This is a genomic window from Microcystis aeruginosa FD4, from assembly GCF_009792235.1.
Taxonomy (GTDB): Bacteria; Cyanobacteriota; Cyanobacteriia; order Cyanobacteriales; family Microcystaceae; genus Microcystis; species Microcystis viridis.
This window is the reverse complement of sequence record NZ_CP046973.1, coordinates 1104082-1124309: the sequence shown is the minus strand read 5'-3', so window position 1 is coordinate 1124309 and position 20228 is coordinate 1104082. Positions and strand designations below refer to the sequence as shown.

15 protein-coding genes and 6 pseudogenes are annotated in these 20228 nt (G+C 41.9%); 12 read left to right on the top strand and 9 right to left on the bottom strand.

The annotated features are described in order from the left end of the window. Positions 1-75 precede the first annotated feature (75 nt). On the bottom strand, positions 76-2529 hold the full coding sequence (locus GQR42_RS05730) for an arylsulfatase (RefSeq protein WP_305848824.1): 2454 nt from the start codon (positions 2527-2529) through the stop codon (positions 76-78). A gap of 176 nt (positions 2530-2705) precedes the next feature. On the opposite strand from GQR42_RS05730, the pseudogene GQR42_RS05725 reads away from it, so the two are divergent. After that, a pseudogene (locus GQR42_RS05725) lies at positions 2706-3860 on the top strand (ISL3 family transposase). Positions 3861-3967: 107 nt separating this feature from the next. Here the strand turns inward: GQR42_RS05725 and tnpC are convergent. Next, positions 3968-5423 (bottom strand): annotated as a pseudogene (gene tnpC / locus GQR42_RS29845) (IS66 family transposase). On the opposite strand from tnpC, the gene GQR42_RS05710 reads away from it, so the two are divergent. The 3 genes from GQR42_RS05710 (at position 5408) to GQR42_RS05700 (ending at position 7674) form a co-directional block, all read left to right on the top strand. Next, positions 5408-6546 (top strand): IS630-like element ISMae29 family transposase gene (locus GQR42_RS05710; RefSeq protein WP_158199234.1). Its coding sequence is split into 2 segments (ribosomal slippage): positions 5408-5840 and positions 5840-6546, totalling 1140 coding nucleotides; the frame shifts between segments, so codons are not numbered across the junction. The pseudogene tnpC and the gene GQR42_RS05710 sit on opposite strands and share 16 nt — an antisense overlap. 436 nt (positions 6547-6982) lie before the next feature. Beyond that, complete coding sequence (locus GQR42_RS05705) at positions 6983-7318, top strand: DUF433 domain-containing protein (protein WP_158199233.1); 336 nt, start codon at positions 6983-6985, stop codon at positions 7316-7318. An 11-nt stretch (positions 7319-7329) separates the two neighbouring features. Continuing rightward, a complete protein-coding gene (locus GQR42_RS05700) occupies positions 7330-7674 on the top strand; it encodes a DUF5615 family PIN-like protein (RefSeq protein WP_233271285.1) in 345 nt (114 codons plus the stop codon). Between the two features lie 250 nt (positions 7675-7924). Here the strand turns inward: GQR42_RS05700 and GQR42_RS05695 are convergent. After that, positions 7925-8713, bottom strand: a pseudogene (locus tag GQR42_RS05695) (ISKra4 family transposase); the annotation flags it as partial. Positions 8714-8928: 215 nt separating this feature from the next. Between GQR42_RS05695 and GQR42_RS05690 the strand changes: the two are divergent. The 3 genes from GQR42_RS05690 (at position 8929) to GQR42_RS05680 (ending at position 10939) form a co-directional block, all read left to right on the top strand. Next, the gene (locus tag GQR42_RS05690) at positions 8929-9408 is read left to right on the top strand and encodes a hypothetical protein (protein ID WP_233271284.1); all 480 of its coding nucleotides are present in this window, start codon (positions 8929-8931) and stop codon (positions 9406-9408) included. Positions 9409-9725: 317 nt separating this feature from the next. Beyond that, the gene (locus GQR42_RS05685; RefSeq protein ID WP_233271283.1) at positions 9726-10016 is read left to right on the top strand and encodes a hypothetical protein; all 291 of its coding nucleotides are present in this window, start codon (positions 9726-9728) and stop codon (positions 10014-10016) included. 8 nt (positions 10017-10024) lie between these two features. Beyond that, positions 10025-10939: a hypothetical protein gene (locus tag GQR42_RS05680; RefSeq protein WP_158199231.1), complete on the top strand. Its 915-nt coding sequence runs from the start codon at positions 10025-10027 to the stop codon at positions 10937-10939. Positions 10940-11404: 465 nt separating this feature from the next. On the opposite strand, the gene GQR42_RS05675 is transcribed toward GQR42_RS05680, so the two are convergent. Further along, complete coding sequence (locus tag GQR42_RS05675; RefSeq protein ID WP_158199230.1) at positions 11405-11857, bottom strand: DUF29 domain-containing protein; 453 nt, start codon at positions 11855-11857, stop codon at positions 11405-11407. Between the two features lie 218 nt (positions 11858-12075). Next, on the bottom strand, positions 12076-13758 hold the full coding sequence (locus GQR42_RS05670; protein ID WP_158199229.1) for an HAF repeat-containing PEP-CTERM protein: 1683 nt from the start codon (positions 13756-13758) through the stop codon (positions 12076-12078). A gap of 389 nt (positions 13759-14147) precedes the next feature. Between GQR42_RS05670 and GQR42_RS05665 the strand changes: the two are divergent. Next, a pseudogene (locus GQR42_RS05665) lies at positions 14148-14574 on the top strand (DUF29 family protein). Between the two features lie 100 nt (positions 14575-14674). Further along, positions 14675-14779, top strand: a pseudogene (locus GQR42_RS29715) (DUF2281 domain-containing protein); the annotation flags it as partial. Positions 14780-14979: 200 nt separating this feature from the next. Here the strand turns inward: GQR42_RS29715 and GQR42_RS05655 are convergent. Then, the gene (locus GQR42_RS05655) at positions 14980-16182 is read right to left on the bottom strand and encodes an ISAs1 family transposase (RefSeq protein WP_233271010.1); all 1203 of its coding nucleotides are present in this window, start codon (positions 16180-16182) and stop codon (positions 14980-14982) included. A gap of 70 nt (positions 16183-16252) precedes the next feature. Between GQR42_RS05655 and GQR42_RS05650 the strand changes: the two genes are divergently transcribed. The 3 genes and pseudogenes from GQR42_RS05650 to GQR42_RS05640 all read left to right on the top strand — a co-directional run bounded on the left by GQR42_RS05650 (position 16253) and on the right by GQR42_RS05640 (position 18233). Then, positions 16253-16489: a hypothetical protein gene (locus GQR42_RS05650; RefSeq protein WP_199273380.1), complete on the top strand. Its 237-nt coding sequence runs from the start codon at positions 16253-16255 to the stop codon at positions 16487-16489. Beyond that, a pseudogene (locus GQR42_RS27455) lies at positions 16476-16616 on the top strand (type II toxin-antitoxin system VapC family toxin); the annotation flags it as partial. The gene GQR42_RS05650 and the pseudogene GQR42_RS27455, both read left to right, overlap by 14 nt. 246 nt (positions 16617-16862) lie before the next feature. Then, positions 16863-18233: an AAA family ATPase gene (locus GQR42_RS05640; protein ID WP_158199227.1), complete on the top strand. Its 1371-nt coding sequence runs from the start codon at positions 16863-16865 to the stop codon at positions 18231-18233. A 72-nt stretch (positions 18234-18305) separates the two neighbouring features. Here the strand turns inward: GQR42_RS05640 and GQR42_RS05635 are convergent, their stop codons facing one another. The 3 genes from GQR42_RS05635 to GQR42_RS05625 all read right to left on the bottom strand — a co-directional run bounded on the left by GQR42_RS05635 (position 18306) and on the right by GQR42_RS05625 (position 20223). Then, entirely contained in the window at positions 18306-18593 is a 288-nt protein-coding gene (locus GQR42_RS05635) for a type II toxin-antitoxin system RelE/ParE family toxin (RefSeq protein ID WP_147074144.1), read from the bottom strand. 2 nt (positions 18594-18595) lie between these two features. Beyond that, entirely contained in the window at positions 18596-18802 is a 207-nt protein-coding gene (locus tag GQR42_RS05630; RefSeq protein WP_081310248.1) for a hypothetical protein, read from the bottom strand. A gap of 233 nt (positions 18803-19035) precedes the next feature. Next, positions 19036-20223, bottom strand: a complete 1188-nt coding sequence (locus GQR42_RS05625; protein ID WP_158199226.1) for an RNA-guided endonuclease InsQ/TnpB family protein — start codon at positions 20221-20223, stop codon at positions 19036-19038. Positions 20224-20228 lie beyond the last annotated feature (5 nt).

Below are 20228 nucleotides of genomic sequence, written 5' to 3'. Positions count from 1 at the left end.
TAATTTAAGCTCAATTTTTTGCTTTTAACCGAGGGATGGTCTAGATAAAACTACCAGTATCACAAGTCCCCTTTTCTACTGCCGGGCCATGATAATTTTCAGACGTTCCTCCGGGTCGATCAGGTGGTCATGATCGTCCGTACCCAGATCGAGTTGAACCCAACCGATCTTGCCGGTGAAACGACTGGTTTTCGAGGTATATTCCGCCGTTACAGGGGTACCAGATTCGTAGCCGATATCCGTGGTTTCGTCGGCGGAGAAAATAAAAGCCTGAGTTCGTTCTACCCGACCCGTACCCACTGGTTGACCGTCGTAGTAGAGGGTGACATTTCCCCCCCGTCCTAAACCACCACCATCGTAGGCAAACTCCATCCGTACCTGATGCTTGCCAGCTGGGATTGTCTCCGTCGCCTCGGTGACAAAACTTTCAATCCCCAGCACGTTATAGACGAACTTGGCTTTTCCATCGTGGCTATAAACACTCCAACCACCGAAGCGGCCGCCTTGGGCGATAATCACCCCGTCCACGCCTTCGGGGGGAATTTCCAGTTCCGCCGTTACCGAGAAGGATTTATTTTTGATGTTGATGACGCTATTTTCGGACAAACGCCCCATTCCGGCGAAAAATAATTGCGAGTTCCCCCCGGCGAGGGGGGGTCGGCCGGCGGTGGCGGGGTCGATCCGTTCCACTTGGCGATCATCTAGGGGCAGTACATTATACTTAACCGCCTCGATCAGAAATTGTCGCTGTAGTTCGTGCAGTTTCTCTGGCATTTCCTTGCAGAGATCCCGAGCTTGCGTCCAATCCGTACTGCCGTCGTATAGTTCCCAGATATCATCGTCGAAAGGAACCATCGTCTGTCCAGTCATCACCCACGGGGTGCGGTGCTTGGTAATCGCGCTCCAACCCTTGTAATAGATGCCCCGATTGCCAAACATCTCGAAATACTGCACATCATGACGTTCGGGGGCGGCTGCGTCGTTAAAGGTATAAACCATACTCGTACCCTCGTAGGGACTTTGTAGGACACCGTTAACCATCGTCGGTTCGGGAATGCCTACCACTTCCAACACCGTCGGAGCCACATCAATGATGTGACAGAATTGGTGACGAATCCCACCTTTTTCCTGGATGAGTTTGGGGTAACGAACAATCGTACCGTTACGGGTGCCGCCCCAGTGGGAAGCGACCTGTTTCGTCCACTTATAGGGGCTACTCATCGCCCAGGCCCAACCGACCGCGTAGTGATTATAGGAATCGGGCGCACCGAAGTCATCTAGTTTCGAGAGGAGAAATTCCGGGGTTTCTAGACCCGCTAACCCGTTAAAGTTGGCCATCTCGTTAAACGCGCCCTGAAGCGTTCCCTCAGCGGAGGCACCGTTATCACCGACGATGACGTAAATTAGCGTATCGTCGAGGATTTCTAGCTTTTCTAAGGCTTCAATCACTCGTCCCACCTGATCATCGGTATGTTCCAGAAAGGCGGCGTACACCTCCATCTGGCGCTCTAATACCGGCTTCAGGCGCTCGTCCATGTCATCCCATGGGGGAATTTCGGCGTGACGGGGGGTGAGTTCGGCATTTTGGGGAATTACGCCCAGTTCTTTCTGTCGGGCAAAGGTGATCTCACGCTGGCGATCCCAACCGTGAGCGAATTGGCCTCGATACTTGTCGATCCACTCCTTCGGGACGTGGTGGGGGGCGTGGGTTGCGCCGGGGGCGAAGTAGGCAAAGAAAGGCTTATTGGGGGCGAGAGCTTTTTGTTGACTAATCCAAGCGATCGCTCGATCAGCCAGATCCTCGGTCAGGTGATAGCCTTCCTCCGGGGTTTTCGGCGGTTCGATCGGGGTTGTTCCCTCGTACAGTGCCGGGTCCCACTGGTTATTCTCGCCACCGATAAAGCCGTAGAAATACTCGAACCCACCCCCGCCGGAGGGCCAAGCATCGAACGGACCGATCGGGCTGGTTTGCCAGACGGGTACTTCGTGGCACTTACCGAATTGCGCCGTGGAATAGCCGTTTAGCTTCAGGGTTAAGGCAAGGGGGGCTTTGGTGTTGGGACGGACGGAACTCTGTCCGGGGGCGGAGGTGGCGGTTTCGGTGATGTTGCCCATGCCAACCGAGTGATGATTCCTTCCGGAGAGCAAAGCCGCACGACTGGGAGAACAGAGGGCAGTGGTATGAAAACGGGTGTATTTTAACCCAGCCGCCGCTAATCGCTCGAAAGTGGGCGTATTGCAGGGACCACCGAAGGCACTGGCGGCTCCAAAACCCACGTCATCGAGCAGCACGATCAGCACGTTGGGTGCGCCGGCTGGCGGTCGGATATCTCGAATCGGGGGATAGTGGGTATCGGGATTCTTGGCATCGTAGGTGGTTAGACCGAAGGGGGTCAAGTCGGGTATCGGTAAAATTTGACGTTGGATCGGTTTGTCTTGGGTCATCTGGCTCCTTTTAAATTGTGCGATCGAGAGGTGAAAATCGGAAAAATCGGCTATTTCGTTGACAACGGCAATACATGATCGCATTTTTAAAGTTTAATCAATAAGATGACGGCGTTGCCGAAGGCGCTGCGTTCTCGAAGAGCGGCGAAGCCTAGCAGACCACACTAATTTGATTTTCTTAGCCAATTGATTAAAAGATTTGGCTCTTCTAGGTTCTGTGTGAGCATGGTATAATAGTAACACAGAACAGGAGGTGGGTTATGTGGATAAATTTTGAGCAACTCCTCGATTTACCAAATGTAACAGTGGTCAATTATCAAAAAATTGCTCAGACAATTTTCCTAAAGCTCGCTCTTTTAAATGAAACAATTGAATGTCCGAATTGCCATCAAACCTTGGACAGAATCAATCAAACAGAGTATAATCTAGTCAGAGATTTGTCAAGATTAGGCAATCGAGTATATTTAAAAGTACCACGCCGCCAGTTTCATTGTCAAAAATGCCAAAAGTATATCAGCGAAAGACTGAGTTTTATGAGATTAAGACAGCATCACACAATTCGCTATGAATCGATGATTTATGAGAGAGTAAAAAATTGTAGTATCGAAGAAATAAGTCGAGAAGAAGGGTGAGGATGGGAAGAAGTTGAGTTAATATTTAATCACTGTGCTAAAGAACTAGAAAAGGAAGAGTGGGAAGCACCAGAACGAATAAGCTTGGATGAATTTAGTAACTTAAAAGGACATAAAGATTTCATAACAACGGTCGTAGCTCTGGACAAGAAAATTTGACTAGATGTGATTAAAGGACATAAGCAAGAAGAATTAATGGAAGCCTTAAAGGCACAGCCAGACGCAGTTCGGGAGAAAGTGAAAGAAGTGAGCGTCGATATGTGGTCAGGATTTACAGCAGTGATCAAGGAATTATTTCCCAATGCTAAAATCATCTATGACCGTTTTCATGTAATGGCTATCATCAATGACGAGCTTAATAAATTGAGAAAGTTAATGGGGGTGCATGAAAAGGGATTACCTCATTTATTATGGAAGAATAAAGAGGACTTAAAGGAGGAGCAAAAACAACAACTAGAAGTTATCCTGAAAGAACATCCCTGCTTGGGAATAGCCTGGGAAATGAAAGAAGAAATTAGACAAATTTATCAAAGTCGTAGAACCTTCAGAGGTGCTGAGAGAAAATTGGAAAAATGGATCAGAATAGGCGGGATATTATATCAAAGTAGTGCCAGCATGATCCAGAAGCATTTGCCAGGTATTTGTAATTACTTTGAAAATCATACAACCAACGGATTAATTGAGGGAATGAATACCAAAATAAAGCTTATTAAAAGAATGAGTTATGGATTTACCAATTTTGAACATCTTCGACTTAAGCTGTTTGCTTGCTTTAATTCATAACAAAAATTAACACACGAAAACCAGAAGAGCCAAGATTTTTAATGCGGATTACCCGCATTTCTCACAAACTGAGGAAAGAACCTAATTTGTATTGTAAATATTCAGGTCTAGGGGTTGACAAAGAGAGAAAAATCAGCAGTAGGGATAAGAGAGACAACCGTATTCAAGGGGTGATGGACAGAGGCCAAAGCCTGAGGAAAGAAAGTTAAAACCGAACGACCTTGGGCGCGACAAGACTGAATCACGGTCAACAAACGAGTAGTATCGACAAAGCCACCCAAGGAGCGAGAACCACCAGCTATCTTGCGCTTAGTTACTCCCAAACCCAGAGAACGCTCGGCTCGGTTATTATCGGGAGAGACTTCAGGATGCTCAAGGAAATACCACCACTGATGGGACTTGTCCACTAAAGATTTCAGCAATAAACCCGCAGCATAACCCGCCAGGGGTCGCCACACAGCTAAAGCTTGCTCTAACCGCCGTCGAAAATCTATGACCCAATGGTTATAGATAGACCGAGCGCCAGTTTCTCGATATTGCCGATGTGGCCTAAAGGCTTCCGTGATTAAATCCAAAAAGACTTGGGCTAACTCCGTTTGATGAGGAGTTTTCAGTTTTTCTACCTGCTTAAAATGCCGCAGTAAATGGGCTAGACATTTCTGCTGGGCGGCCGCCCCATAGCCATTGTAAGTGCTGAAATCATCCGAGATTAACACCCCAGCGAAACTTTTCCCCAGCAGCTGCTCTAATTCTTGTCGCGAGCGCGTGTCCCCCGCATGGAAGAGAGAAAAGCCTTGTCCACTAATATTCCACCACCATTCTTTGATGCCCTTAACTGACCACGGCGATTCATCTACGTGGACTTGGGGTTGTTCTCTTACCCACTCTTGTCGTTCTCTGACTGAGGGTTCTACCGCAGAAGCGGCCACGTTGCATGGTGGCTTGTAATGTCCCTATCCCTACTTCTATTTTGCCAATTTCTCTGAGCCATTCTTGCTGTTTGGCCTAGGATAGATGCCCATAATGACTCATCCACCCCAACATGGCTTGTAAGCTTGCTCCCAAATCTTGACCGGGTACTACGTCTTCTGGCAAAACCCCGAGAACTTGCCCCCCACAATCAGCACAGTAGGCACATTCTTGCTTATACTCTACTATTTCTATTGGCCTTTCTACTAGCTGGGCTACTATCAAAGTGCGTTGTCGGCGTTCACCCAGGGCGAGATGGGTACTGCCACAATGAGGGCAATTTTCGGCTTTGACACTCTCAGTGCGGTCTATTCGTCCAAATCCTTGGCGGGTTTTTCCCTCATGCCCTTTTTGCCCTCCAGGGCCGCGTCCCTCTTTCTTTTCCCCTTCTTTAGCTTTTTCTGGCTTTCTTAGCAAGTCTGTGGAGGGGGGTTTCGATGAGGTTTTGCTATCCTTATCTAGATTACCTTTCAGCTTCTCGATGGTTTCGCCTTGTTTGACTACTAGAGCATCAATTTTGTTTTGAGGGATAAAAAAAGAGCTAATCTGGAAGAAGTTATCCAACTTCAGACAAAAAAATGCCGAAGAAAAAATATATTGTAGATCTAACAGACTCCGAAAGAACTGAACTCGAGCAGCTAACCAAGAAAGGAAAAATAGCAGCTTACAAAATGAACCATGCCAGAATACTACTTTTAGCAGACATCAATCAACAGGAAGGTGGTTGGACTGACTCGAAAATTAGTGAAGCCTTAAATGTTGCTCAAGCCACCATTGAGAGAGTACGACAAAGATTTGTCGAGTCAGGAATTGAATCATCATTAACTCGAAAAAAGCAAGAACATCGCCGTGCCAAAATTATCGATGGGGAAAAGGAAGCATATCTGATTGCCATCGCTTGTAGTGAAACACCAACGGGACGAGCAAAATGGACACTTCAAATGCTGGCAGATAAAATGGTCGAACTTGAATATGTGGAAAAAATATCACGAGAAACCATCAGAAAAACCTTAAAAAAAATGAATTGAAACCATGGCTGAATCAATCATGGGTCATTCCCCCAAAAGAATCAGCGGAGTTTGTCTGTGCGATGGAAGATGTCTTGGATATTTATCATAGTGAGTATGACCAGCAAAATCCTTGGCTGTGTTTTGATGAGAGTTGTAAACAATTAGTCAAAGAAACAAAAGAGAAAATACCAGCCGAACCGAGAGAACCAGAAAGGTATGACTATCAATATGAGCGTAATGGTGTAGCCAATATGTTTATGTTTTTTGAACCATTACAAGGTTGGCGACATGTAGAAGTTACACAACAAAGGACGGCGAGCGATTATGCACACCAAATGAAATATTTAGTTGATGAGCGTTATCCCGATGCCCAGAAAATTAGAGTAATTCAAGACAACTTAAATACTCATGTAAAAGCCTCATTATATAAAGCCTTTGAACCGGAAGAGGCCAAGAGAATTTTAGATAAACTCGAATTTCATTACACTCCCAAACATGGCAGCTGGTTAAATATGGCAGAAATTGAGTTGAGCGTTTTGAATCGTCAATGTCTCGATCGTCGTATCCCAGACATGGATAGTTTAAAACAAGAAATTAAGGCATGGGAAGAAAATCGAAATGAAAAGTCAAATTCAGTTGACTGGAGATTTACTACTGCTGATGCTCGTATTAAGTTAAAAAAACTCTATCCCTCAATTCAAACTTGACAGACTACTACTAACTCCTGTAATTTCAGCACCATCTCCACCAGTTGTTCTGGTGTCAGTTTTTTCAGGCTTTCCCTGTCTAGTAGCGGAGGCGGTTCTTTTTGCTTCATCCTCTCAATCTACACTTTTTTCTGTTTTTGTCAATCCCCTGACCTGAATCCTTACGTGAAACGATAAGTTTGGCTGATATTAGAGGGGAACAAACAGAGAATCCTTGCTCATCGGGAAGTTTTGGCATTGACAACAGATGATACTATTTCTTGAGGACGGGGAGCTATGTCACGGGTAAGGCAGCCTTTCTTTCGCTTCGTCACTGGAAGTAGAAACGCCTTTTCAGTTATCAGTGAACAGCGAACAGTTATCAAAGAGCCAGGCTGATCACTGATAACTGGTAGCAGTGCTACAATTAAAGCAGAAAGTTTGCTCCAAGAAAACCATGCAACTAGAAGAATACTTTGAAGTTTTTGAGCCAGATGACATCCGCATTAAAGGACATCGCATTGGGATTGAGGATGTCATCAACTACCATTTAAAAGGTTATACTTCCCCGCAGATTCTCCAAGAGTTACCGAGCTTAAACCTAGAGAAAATTTACGCTACTCTCACCTATTACTACCAAAATAAGCCCCAGATAGATGCTTATCTTCAGCACCTCCATGACTGGCAGGAAGAACAATACCAACAGTGGTTAAATACCGAGCCATCGCCACTGATTCAACGCCTAAGACAACTGAAACTAAAACGGAAACCGCAAGAACTAAACCCCGCATGAGAATCCGGTTTTTGTTAGATGAAAACTTATCCCCAGACCTCAAAATATCTCTGTTACGATTGAATCCTAATCTCGATATTTTGCGAGTAGGTGAACCCGATGCACCACTCCTAGGAACTTTAGACCCAGAAATCCTAGATTATGTTGCGTCATTTCAACGGTTATTAGTTACCAATAATCGTCGCAGTATGCCTGGACACCTCAAAAACCATTGGGATAAGGGGGGACATATTTGGGGTTTACTCTGGTTGCGCCCCAGTGCTAATTTAGAAATCTGGGTAGAAGAATTATATCTGATTTGGGAAGCATCTGAAGCAGAAGAATGGATTGACCGAGTTGATTGGATTCCCTTTTAAATCTTCGCTATTTATAGAATCCATTTGGTATCTTTTATAATGTAGATGTCAGCTGAGAGGGGGACGCGAAAACCTTGTCCATTATAGGTTTCAGGGGAGAGAGTCTCTAGCCTGCGCGAGCGGCAATACTTTAGTCTGAACCCCGTTTTGTGAATGCGTCACCGTCTAGTCGTCCCAAAAAATCAATGGAGGAGTCAGCTAAATGTACTCAAGTAGTATGACGGATGAAGAGGGCCACTTCCCCCTTCTATAGAAAACATTTTACCTCCTCAATTCGCTGGAATGACCCCCCAACTTTATAGAGGTTTTCGATTAAATGATACCAGTCCAAAATTTCAATTCTTTCCTGTTTCTCTCCTATCTCACGAAATAAATTCCAGATACCATCATGTCCATCTCCTCAACAAATTAAAGGCTTGGCCAAAACTTGAGAATTAACCAAATCTAATCAAGCTGAGTTATCTTGAAAAAAAGCCGCTACCCCCAGTTGATGAAAACTCACTGCTTTATAATCACGCCAAATTAAGGCTTTTCCCTTGTCAGTTCTTAGTCGTACCTTACCGCCATCTATGCTCATTTCTTCGACTTCGACTTCTAGGTTAGACGGTAATTCTTCAAAATGATAGCGATGTACGAGGCGTTGTTGGGTACTGTGAGAAACAGCAATTCCTGTCAATGATTTGATTTTCTGGGCTGATTTCTCATAGGATTCATCGCCACTTAATAGCAAACAGTTCTTCTCTAACATTGGACTCATCTGAGTCCGAGGCTTTACTTCTAACTTCTTCGCTTGTTTTTCTGTAATTGGTAATTCCCCCAAAATACTTTTCACTTTTCTCGTCCGACCGGCGGTTTCTTCTGTACTTGTTTTGATAAAAAAATACCGATTTCTGGGTTAACATACACCAATCATTAAATCTCTGACCGTCTCCTCTATTTCTCCCAAGTTATTAAATTTCTTAATTTGGGATTGCTCATAGAGACACGCTCCCAACTCTCGGGATAACTCTTGAATTCTTTTTTCATTTTCTGATAACATTGCATTATTCCTCCCATCGAGCTATATTCTGAATTGCCAGTTATAACTATTATAATCTCATTTCTCTTTGTGATCAAGTTGAAGATGTTCTAGTTTTTGACGGCTATAAGCATTAATACTCATTGCATAAGTTAGATGTTCCAGGATGAAGTACGGGATACGGGAGTATCGTAAGGCTAATTCTTTTTAAACTCAATTCACTCCCATTATAACCGATGAAAATATTAGGGATAGACGTTAGCCGTAATTGGGCTATCGTGGTTTTGTTGTGCGAATTTCCGCCGGTTTCACCTTTGCAATTCTCGAAAAGCATTAAGGAACCGGCTAAAGGATATCCTCGACTTAAGGGAAATATTCAACTTAACGAGATAGCCTATAAGCTCGAATGCAATGCCGAAGCGATCGAGATTATTAAATCCCTAGAAGCTGATGCGATTGTTTTAGAGCCTACTGGGTATTGGTACGCTAGTTTTTGGGTTAATTGTGCTAAGAAGCTAGGTTTAGATATTTACTGGATTTCTCATCAGCAAACTAAGATAAATCGTCAGCACTATTTTAAGATTAAAAACAAAGATGACTATCTAGACGCTTTAACTATTGCCTTAACTTATTTTGACAAATCGGGACTAGATGATCTGGGTAATCCTCCGATTTTAAACAACTATGACTATGACTCGTGGGAAACCTTATTTTAGAGGTGATCACGATATTAGTTTGAGAAAGTTTCAGGCTTATCCAGGGTTTGCGGCAAAAAGTTTTTCGGTGGTGGCAGGGTGTGGGGTGTGGGGTGTGGGGTGTGGGGTTTTACCAGTTTTGAGGTGGCCAATTACCTAATTTTCAGGGAAAAAGTGCCTAAATTTCCCCCCGATCACTCCCATATCCAGTACTTTTTAAGTTCCAAAAGGTCTAAAAGTCTTACCCAACAAGGTTTTTAGCTTTATTCAGCAAACCCTATCTAGGCTTAGGGTATTCCTATCAAATTTCAGGGGATACCTCAGCAAAACAAGACAAGGTGAAAAAGTCTTGGAAGGGTTCCGACTTGATGCGTTCTCACTTGTATGCTCACGCGCTAGTGACTATTTGCCCAGATAAGCCAGCTAAAACCGAGATTATTGGCAAGCTTAAGCATTCTTGGCTTAATCCCCGGATTCATCTCTATTACGACCACGAAAATGGTCAAAGAATCGAAAAAAGGAAAGAATTACCCAGCTTTAAGGCACTGGGTAAGGATGGACTGTGTCGCTTGCTGTTTTACGAGACTAGACTTTTGTATCAGCTTTTAACGGACAATTTGGTAAAGTGATTGAAGACATGACTCGACAACCTCACGACCAATTTGCCAAACAATACCTAGAAGAATTGCTTTCTCCTCTGGGAAGGGTGGAAGTTAGCAAGGAAGTGGCGGATGAAACGCGTCAGGTGGATATTTTCTTCTCTCCTCACCCTAATACAGGGGGAAATGCTCAATCTTTGGGTCTTTTAGGGCAAATGGTGACAACAAGCACTTTGCTTGAGCCTTTTCGCCATGCTCCCAATCGAACGGAAATTCGCAACTGTATCTTAAAACTGTTTTCGATTTTCGCTGAACTTCAACGGAAAGGGAAACGGGAAAAAACTGAGTTAAACGAGGATAACCTACCTAAATTGTGGATTTTGGCTACTTCTATTAGTTTGCACATCCTAGAGGGTTTTGATGCTAAATTAGAACTAGAAAACTGGACAGAAGGGATTTACTTTTTATCTCCCTCTCACCGAACGGCAATTATAGCGATTAATCAGTTACCTATTACCCCGGACACTTTACTGTTAAGATTGTTGGGACGGGGGAAAACCCAAAGCCAAGCGGTGAGAGAGTTGCTTGAGTTGCCTTCTGGCGATTCCTTCCGTCAAAATGTCATGGAATTATTGATTAGTTGGCGTGTGAGTGTTGAAGTTAACAATCTTTTAGAATCAGAAGATAGGGAGGTATTTATGGCTTTATCTCAATCTTATTTAGAGTGGAAAGAGGCGACCAAACGGGAAGGACTTCAACAAGGACTTCAACAAGGACTTCAACAAGGACAACGACAAATTATTGAAAATTTAATGCAAGTGAGGTTTGGAGAATTGGATGAGTCTTTGATAAAAGTTATTGATGATTTGCTCAAGTTATCACCGATGGAGTCTAGTCGTTTATTATTGGAGTCTTCACGGGAAGATTTAATCCGACGATTCCTCTCTGAATAAATTAATTAAGCTGCCCGCGCATTTAAATTGCTTGTTGAGATTAGGCAAGAGGCAACAGTAAAAGGATTGGGGGAGATTCAGCTAATCTAAGGATAAGAGGTTAAAATACGTCTTAGCTTAAACAGATTCAAAGAAGCAATAAACGGCGTAAAACGGCAGGGTATTATTTAACAGATGAAGAATTGCGATAGACCTGAAAAGATGCTTATGATTTAGCTTTAGGACAATCTACTTTAGAGGCTTTTAAAGGAAAATATGGGGTCAACGAATTAGCAGAAATTGTGATAAAATGCGATTATTTACCAAGCAATCGGGTTTATTTTGTGGTGATTATATTCTCTTAAATCTCTACAGATGAATTAGAATAGGCTCAACGATCTAAGCATCCAAAAAGTGAAGATTTTAAATTAAGAATTATCTTAAAAAACTAGGTTCCATCCTAGCTAAAATTATCTGAATAATTCTTTACCTAATTTCAGGAAGCCAATCTTCGTCTAAAATATCAGCTAAAGTATAAGGACTTGCCGAGGGTAATTTTAAATCCGTTTTCACCTCTGCCATTTTTCTGGCTTTACCATAAAGATAATCGAGACGATTAGATAAATGGTTTCTGAGATTGGTCGTTAATCTTAATTCCAATTGAGTCCGAAAACCAATTAATTCACCTCGCCAATGTCGCTCGTTATCTTCTCTTTCGCTTGACCAATACTGATAGAATAAAAGATGTTGTATGATTTGAATTACTAAACTCTCAACCGCATTTTTTTGTTCCCTTCCCAAAGCTTCTAACTCCTCAATCAAATGCTCATAATCTAAACTATCAACTTGACGATTTTTTAACAATAAAACTGTCTTATCTAGCCATTGCTGATAATCTTCTTCATAGATAGATGACAAACTTTGTCTAGCATGACTCATCGGTTATTCCTCAATCCTTCAGAATATATCGCCATTATACACCAACAAAAAAGCACCCCTTTCGAGGATGCCCTTTTATCTAATGATTTAGACGCTAACTGATTGAAATGCCAAAAATAGGAGATTTATAGACTTTACCATCAAAGTTAGGTTGATGACTGAAGCTGGAAATCGCCATCAAGTTGTATAAGCAACAAGAAGATTAATAACAATTGCTATTAGGAGTCTTTTTTGGCTTGCTTTTTATTTAATTTTCCCGTCAAGAAAGCACCGAATCCAAGTAATCCTAAACCTAATAAATTGGACGGTTCAGGAACACTAACGCCACCAGTATTTTGAATAATGGGGTTTTGGGTGACTGTTACTGTTCCAGGATTAGTAAATGTTAACCCCGTCACAAAAGCAGTAGGATTAGTTGGATCGAGCATTTCCGCAGGATCAATGCCACTAATGCGGAAGTTACTAAAGCCAAGGGGATTGACACCCAACAAGTTGAAAGTCGTTCCTGCTAGGAGAGAATAATTGCCAAATCCGGGTAATTCCAGGATAAAGTTACTGTCGCCTTGGGGGAGAGCATTAGGGATTAAAACTGAGGCGAATAAGGGTCCGCCTGTCACTGAATAATCGTATCCTACCGACACAATCGGATCAAAAAAGATGGGGTCAATTATACCCCATCCATTATTACCGATGATAACACCAGGAAAAGTAAAACCGTCGGGGTTGCTTGGATTTGGAGTAGGAAGAAGCGGATTGGTAGGCGTTGTTCCGGGTTGGGAAACTGGTTCTCCATCTAAACTAGCAATCCAAGCTTCAGTCAGACCATTAGGGTTAGTTCCAGAACCCACAATCGTTAACCCATCAGCAGAAATTGCGTTAGCTACGTTCAAAGACCAACCGGTTAAATCTAAACCATAATCATTCGTTAAAACCTGTTGTAAGCTCCGCATCCCTTGGGTGCTATTCCAGATAAATGCCTCTGCGCCGGTGAAAGGGTCTGTAGCGCTGTAACCAACCACGACAGACCCATCGGCTGATACTCCATTAGCATAGCTAGCTATACCTCCAGATAGTACCCCTAGTCCGACCATTCCCCCTGCTTGTGTCCAACGGAATGCCTCAATAAGATTACCATTAAAACCATTACCACCATTGCTGTAACCAACTACAACAGACCCATCGGCTGATACTCCATTAGCCTCGCTAAAGCCAAAGAAACCATTAACCCCCGGTAAGTACCCTAGTCCTACCATACCTGTCCCTTGTGTCCAACGGAATGCCTCGTCACCGCTTTTACCAACTACAACAGACCCATCGGCTGATGCTCCTGAAGCACTGCTAGAGTCTCCTATTAGTAAGGACCCCAGTCCGACCACCCCCGTTGCTTGTGTCCAACGGAATGCCTGAAAACCACCACCACCGCTTTGACCAACTACAACAGACCCATCGGCTGATACTCCATAGGCTACTCCTCCCCCTAGTCCTACCATCCCCGTTGCTTGCGTCCAACGGAATGCCTCATTTAAGCTATAGGACGACCAATAAGAGCCTCCACCAACGACAACAGATCCATCCGCTGATACTCCATAAGCCTTGCTATATACTACGTCCTCAAAGCAAGTATTAGACTCAGGGTTACAAAACACCTCCGTAGGTACGTCCCCTAGTCCAACCATCCCCGTTGCCTGTGTCCAACGGAATGCCTCTGTTGTCCACCCAGTACCACGGGTGCTGCTACCAACCACAACAGACCCATCGGCTGATACTCCATTAGCACTGCTAGAGAAACTACCTGGTAAGCCCCCTAACCCCTGAAAAGAGGCGGCCTGTGCCTGGAAAGCTACCCCGATCGCACCCAATCCGATCCCTAAGCTGATACAATTAGCTAGTATCTTGTTCATAACCTAATAAAAGTCCAAAAAACTAAGTGATTCTTACAATACTAGATGTTCACTTTGGTTTTGTCTGTGGGAATTTGTGGCCATTTTGGATTTTCTGATAAAATCATTTTTGTGGGATAAAGTGGGATTTAGTGGCAAAAAGGAGGGCAAGGATCATAAAACAAGCCTAAATTTGATTTCTAGGTTCGATCCCCCCTAGCCCCCCTTTTTAAGGGGGGAACCAGACTCAAAGTCTCCCTTTTTAAGGAGGGAACCAGACTCAAAGTCTCCCTTTTTAAGGGGGATTTAGGGGGATCGAACTAGCGAAGCTTATAACTAGCAACTTGGGTTAATTTAAATGCAGAACAAATTACTAAATCAAGAGGTTAATCAGTAAAAAAAGGCAAAAAATGGAAGAATTATTAGAGTTAAAAAATCTATTACTAGCTGGCAATGTTCCCGATGCCTTGATTTTGGTAGAGGAAATGACAGAAATGAGTAAGGATGATAAGCTCAATAAGATTTTTAGCTTTAGTATTATTGTTCTATTACATCTGATTAAACGGCAAGCAGAAAAAACGCAGTACCCGCTTATGGGAAACCTCTATTTCTAATTCTGTTCGACAGATTCAACGCATTAATCAACGACGTAAAACTGGAGGAAATTATCTGACACCAGAAGAATTAAAAGAAACCTTAGATGATGCTTATTCTTCGGCTTTAAGACAAGCATCATTAGAAGCTTTTGAGGGTATATATAAACCCGAAGAAATTGAAGCTATGATTGATAAAACTAAAATTATTAATCAAGCATTGGCATTAATATTAACCGATTAAGTAACAGGTGACAGTCGGAAACAAATCAGGAGGTTTAAATGTCAGAAACAGTCGCTTAAAGATTAGCAGCCTGTTTAAAAACCTTAACGGAGGAAAATTAATGATTAACTTAGAACAAATTCAACAAGATATTAACCAATTACCTGAAGAAGCACAAAACTTACTGATTGATTTTATTGAGTTATTAAAAAAACGCTATTCTTTACAGGGTAATCGCATGTTGATAGAGTTCTCAAATTCCGAGGAGTTAGGTCTAAAATTCGATGGGCAACTCAGGCTTTGACCTGCACAAGGCGACCGAATCTCTGGTTTTGCCAGTCATTATGGCCTAACAAACCCCGAACTGAGCTTATCTACTCAGTTCCTTAAATTCCCAAAACTCCTGATCAACTGCAAGATTAACATCTACCTCCCCTCTCTGTCAACGGCACTGGCGGCTAAGATTTTCACCATGAAATCATTGTTCATGCCTGCCTTATACCGTTTCATCTTTAGGCTCATTTTTGAGGGTTCTCGCTTTAACAGATTCACACTTAAACGGCGCAACAGACCTAGGTTTTCCGCTCCATAGCCTAGACGAATCCGACTGGCATCTTCATTAAAGGTAACATCGAGTACCCAATGGAGACTATTTTCGATACTCCAATGCCTGCGAATCACCTCGGCCTGTTTTTGGGCATCGGCTGCTAAACTACTGATGAAGAAGCGAATTTCTGTCGTAGTTTTATTCCATAATTGGCGGACACTGCGAACCATGACTAGGGTGGTTAGGCCAGGCCAGAGACTCTGCCGATGCAGGGGCGGTAATTGAGACACTGGCACTACCCAAATTTGACGGGTTTCGAGCCGGTGATGCCCCGACTCCACCTTTTCGTGGTAGCTGTATTCAATCCCTTGCCAATCCCCGGCTATAGCTTGGTCAAACCAGCCTTCTACTTGTTGAAAGAGCTTGCCCTGATTGCCTTTGAGGGCTAAGACGTAATCTCCAGCCCCAGACTTGATTTGTTGGGCAATTTCAGTCTGGGTTCCCATGGCATCCAAGGTGACTATCGCTCCCTTGAGATTGAGCAATTGCAGCAGGTGCGGCACGGCGGTAATTTCATTGGATTTACTGTCCACTTTTTCTTGGGCTAAGACTAACCCATGTTCGCTACTCCAAGCACTGACGGTGTGCAAAGCTTTCAGCTTTTCCTCTCGGTCATAAGAATTTCTGGCCGTTTTCCCATCTATGTGGATTAGTTCTATGTTCAATTTCTCGGTGATTTCCTCTATCCAAGCCAGGAATCCTGACTGTAATTGCTTGGGTTCTAGCATCCCTAGCACTCTGCCAAAGGTATCGTGGGAAGGTATGCCATTCGGTAGGTCTAAAAATGTTTCCAACCAAGATTGCTTGGCTTGTCCGTAGGCTTCTATGGCGACAAACCCATCGGCACCAGCTAATACCGCCAAGATAGCTATGGTAATTATCGAGACTAGGCTATGATTGCGCCCCCTGTCCGCCCTCGGGTCTTCTAGATGCTGAAAATGTTTCAAGACACTGTTTCTTAAAACCTTTGCCTCTCGCTCTTGCTTGGGGTTTAAAACTAGGAGACCAAAACCGGATGCCATGCTCAACTGCTACACCATGTAACTTTTTGCTTCCTCTCAGATTAACTTATATCAGCTCGTCCTGCTAGGCATGACATTCAGTCACCTCTGTCTGTTACGTTTTCTACAAAACGACGTGCGATTACCCTGCTATTCTTTAGCAAAAAAGCCAGAGATTGCAGCAAAAATAAACCCTGAAGCTCAAAGTACCCTAGACATTTTAAAAGAATCTGGATTAATCGGTTGTATTAGTGCAGAATCAGACCTTTCTACTAATTATAAATCCGTTCTCAAAGAAGGATTAAAAGCTAAATATGATCATCGTTGATACTGGGTTCTGGGTGGCTTTATTTAACAATAAAGATCAATATCATCTAATAGCACAGCAAACCTTAGCACAGTATTCTTCTCAACCCCTAATTACAACTTGGTGTGTTTTAACAGAAAGTTGTCATCAGTCCGTAGTAGTCCGTAGCGAATATGTCAGATTTTTAAACATAGCGCAGGGTTCAATTCATAAATTAGAAACTTATCTTCTCTTATCTGGACGGATAGGATTAGGTGAGCAAAAAGAGATAAAATCATAGTTGATATCTTGCAAGAGGAAAGTAAAATGATTATTAGTCTGATAAAAAAACGAGAAAACTAAAATCTGTTCCCTTATCCCAACCAGAAATACAAATGTTCTACCACTTACTTATATGGATATTCAAAACCTTTTAGAATGGACAGATAAACAGGTATTAGAGAAAACCGGTAAACATCTTGATTCGTTGCAAGAATCCATCTTACAGGGTATTTGGGAACATCAAGATTATGAAGAAATTGCCAAAAATAATCAGCGCAGTTATGATCATATCAAAAAAGAAGCATGGAAATTATGGCAACTGTTATCAGATGTTTTTCAAGAAGATATAAAAAAGTCTAATGTTCGTTCTATTTTAGAAAATAAAGCTTCATCTACTATTTATAATTTTGTTAACTCTCCACATAATAATATAAGAAATAATCATGTTAGTATCTGTAGAGAAAATAACCTCTATTCAGAAAACAACTTAAAAAAGTCTTCAAATTTCCCAGATAATGATCATCAATCCCCCATAATTAACCTAACAAAAGCACCGGAATTAAGGTATAACTATGGACGTAACTTAGAAATATCAACCTTAAAAGAATGGCTAGATAATAAAACTCGATTAATTACCATTTATGGGTTAACTGGAATCGGAAAAACAGCTTTAACCCTTAAATTAATTTCAGAAATTGCCCCACAATTTGATTATATTATTTATCGCAGTCTGGAAACTATTCCTCAATTAATCGCTCTCAAAGATGATCTAAAACAGTTTTTCACCCAATCTCTATCAACCCCCTTACCTGATATAATAGATTATCTAAGCTCCTATCGTTGTTTAGTTATTCTTGATGATGTGCAGAATATTTTTAAACTGGGGGAATTAGCAGGTAAATATTTAAGCGACTGTCAGGATTATCATAAATTTTTTCACCAAATTGCTACCACATCTCATCACAGTTGTTTGATTTTAATTAGTTGGGAACTTCCCAGAGATTTTGTCACCTTAAAATCCGATAAAATTAAAACTTTATACCTGCAAGGTTTAACAACAGAATTTGAAGAAATTTTCAAAGAATACGGTTTAAAAAGTGAGGAGAAATGGACGGAACTGAGCGAACTTTATCAAGGTAATCTTAACTGGTTAAATATCATCTCCTCAACCATTATTGAACTATTTGATGGAGAAGTATCCTTATTTTTAGAACAAATGAACAATGAAATTTATTTAGGGGATATAGAAAACTCGATCGAATGTCATTTACAGCGTTTATCCGAAGCGGAAAAAAAGGTGATAAACTGGTTAGCCAATCAAACTGAAGCAGTAGAAAAGTTTCCCAAAACTGCTAATCTTGACCTTTGTCAATCCCAATTTTGGGCAGCTATTCAGTCATTAATGAGACGCTGTTTACTGGATAAATTACCATCAGAAACCTCGTCCTATTTTCCTATTAATCCTGTGTTTAAATCCTATCTTAAAAGAAATCCTAACGATTAGGAAAAATTTATCTTATTATAAATATATGTGTACCGCAACGCAGAAACCCGCAGGATCGCTTTCCAGTCTATCCTATTTTCTATACACCTGATCGTGACTACCAATATCAATTAACAAGATGATAACTTCTAAATATTCTCCATCTTCCGAAAAACTAAAAATAATTCGACAATCGTAAGCTACAGTACAAGACCATAACCCTTCTAAATTACCACTTAACTTATGGGTTTTTAAAGACAGTGTAAATGGGTCTTCTGCCAGTTTTCTAAGTACATCGAAAATTTTAGGTTTTAACTGGGGATTTTTCTTGATTAGCTTCTTAAACGAACGCTTAAACCCATCACTCCATATTAAATCCATTGTTAATCCTCATTCAAATCAGCAATCAAATCTTCTACGGTTCCCCTTCTGGCCGTTCCAGTAGCGATCGCCTCTTTCAATTCCTTAAAATTAGCTAAGATTTCTCTTTCTCTTGCTTTGGCTCTATATTGACACAAAATCTCTAACAATGACTCCTGTTCATCCTCTGATAAATTCTCAAAAGATTTGATCATTTCTTGCAAAGTCATCATTTTACCTCTTAAGTCTCGATAAAAACCTGGGATCTCTTATTCTTTGTGTGATCAGTTTAACTTATATAGGAGCGATCAATCTTTGTGTCCTTTGTGTCTTTGTGGTTTGCTCCACTCGCTCGTCACCAGGACTGTATCTTAGAATACATTTTACCCACCAAACCTAAGAGAGCCAAATTTATCTTATTTTGACATCCTCACCGCCGTAAACGGACGGTGATTCCCAAACCTCACGATTTGGGTTTCTGCTTCTTTCCCTTGCGGGGTTCCGCACCTGCCTTAACAGAGTAAATCTGTTCTGGTCTTATGGTCGCTCTACAGACTGACACCGCAAGTCCTGCGGCCAAAATGTTTTTACTAGCGTTAATATCTCGGTCATGGTGCGTCCCACAGTCTGGACAATCCCACTCTCGAACATTTAACGGCATTTTCTCAGCAATATACCCGCAATTACTACACCGCTTAGAACTAGGAAACCATCTATCTACTTCGATGTAATTTCTCCCATACCAACGGCATTTATAGGCTAATTGTCGAGTTATTTCTCCCCAGCTTACATCAGATATTGCCTGAGATAATTTCGGGTTTTTGACCAGATTCTTGACGGCTAAATTCTCAACCACAATCGTTTGGTTTTCACGAACTAATTGAGTGGTTAGCTTGTGTAAATGGTCTTTTCTACTATCCGTAATTTGAGCGTGAATCCTGGCTACTTTTATTCTCGCTTTTTCCCGATTCTTTGAGTCTTTCTTCTTTCTAGAAAGATTTTTTTGTGCCTTTCGCAACCTCTGATAATGTTTCTTAAAATGCTTAGGATTAGACACTTTATCGCCGTCGCTGGTAATTACTAGGCTACTAATTCCTAAGTCAATTCCGATGGCTTTATCTGTTACTGGTAATGGCTTAATTGTTGGGTCATCAAATCTTATTGAGATATGCCAGCGTCCAGAAGGATGTAATCTGACTGTTACTGTGCTTGGTTCACAAGCTTCTGGTATTTGTCTTGACCATCGAATAGGTAAAGGTTCTGTGCATTTAGCTAAATAGATTTGTTTGTCTTTAAATTTAAAAGCAGACTTAGTAAATTCGGCACTTCCTCCTTGATGTTTTTTCCTAAAGTTAGGATACTTAGTACGACCAGCAAAGAAGTTAGTAAAAGCTGTTTGTAGGTGTCTTAACCCTTGTTGTAAAGGTACACAGCTAACTTCGTTTAAAAACTCTAATTCTTCTTGCTTTTTCCAATCAGTTAGCATTGAAGACGTTTGAGCATATCCTACTCTTTCTTGTCTTTCGTACCAAGCTTGTGTTCTGACATGGAGAGCTTTATTGTAAACTAATCTTACACAGCCCAAAGTGCGCCGCAATAGCGACTCTTGTTCGGGTGTGGGGTAAAATCGGTAAGAATAGGCTTTCTCCATATTTC

Bases quoted from the DNA above. Each gene is read 5' to 3' on its own strand.
- GQR42_RS05730 (WP_305848824.1), bottom strand. From the start codon at position 2,529: ATGCGATCATGTATTGCCGTTGTCAACGAAATAGCCGATTTTTCCGAT.
- GQR42_RS05705 (WP_158199233.1), top strand. From the start codon at position 6,983: ATGCAACTAGAAGAATACTTTGAAGTTTTTGAGCCAGATGACATCCGC.
- GQR42_RS05690 (WP_233271284.1), top strand. From the start codon at position 8,929: ATGAAAATATTAGGGATAGACGTTAGCCGTAATTGGGCTATCGTGGTT.
- GQR42_RS05680 (WP_158199231.1), top strand. From the start codon at position 10,025: ATGACTCGACAACCTCACGACCAATTTGCCAAACAATACCTAGAAGAA.
- GQR42_RS05675 (WP_158199230.1), bottom strand. From the start codon at position 11,857: ATGAGTCATGCTAGACAAAGTTTGTCATCTATCTATGAAGAAGATTAT.
- GQR42_RS05670 (WP_158199229.1), bottom strand. From the start codon at position 13,758: ATGAACAAGATACTAGCTAATTGTATCAGCTTAGGGATCGGATTGGGT.
- GQR42_RS05655 (WP_233271010.1), bottom strand. From the start codon at position 16,182: ATGGCATCCGGTTTTGGTCTCCTAGTTTTAAACCCCAAGCAAGAGCGA.
- GQR42_RS05650 (WP_199273380.1), top strand. From the start codon at position 16,253: ATGACATTCAGTCACCTCTGTCTGTTACGTTTTCTACAAAACGACGTG.
- GQR42_RS05640 (WP_158199227.1), top strand. From the start codon at position 16,863: ATGGATATTCAAAACCTTTTAGAATGGACAGATAAACAGGTATTAGAG.
- GQR42_RS05635 (WP_147074144.1), bottom strand. From the start codon at position 18,593: ATGGATTTAATATGGAGTGATGGGTTTAAGCGTTCGTTTAAGAAGCTA.
- GQR42_RS05630 (WP_081310248.1), bottom strand. From the start codon at position 18,802: ATGACTTTGCAAGAAATGATCAAATCTTTTGAGAATTTATCAGAGGAT.
- GQR42_RS05625 (WP_158199226.1), bottom strand. From the start codon at position 20,223: ATGGAGAAAGCCTATTCTTACCGATTTTACCCCACACCCGAACAAGAG.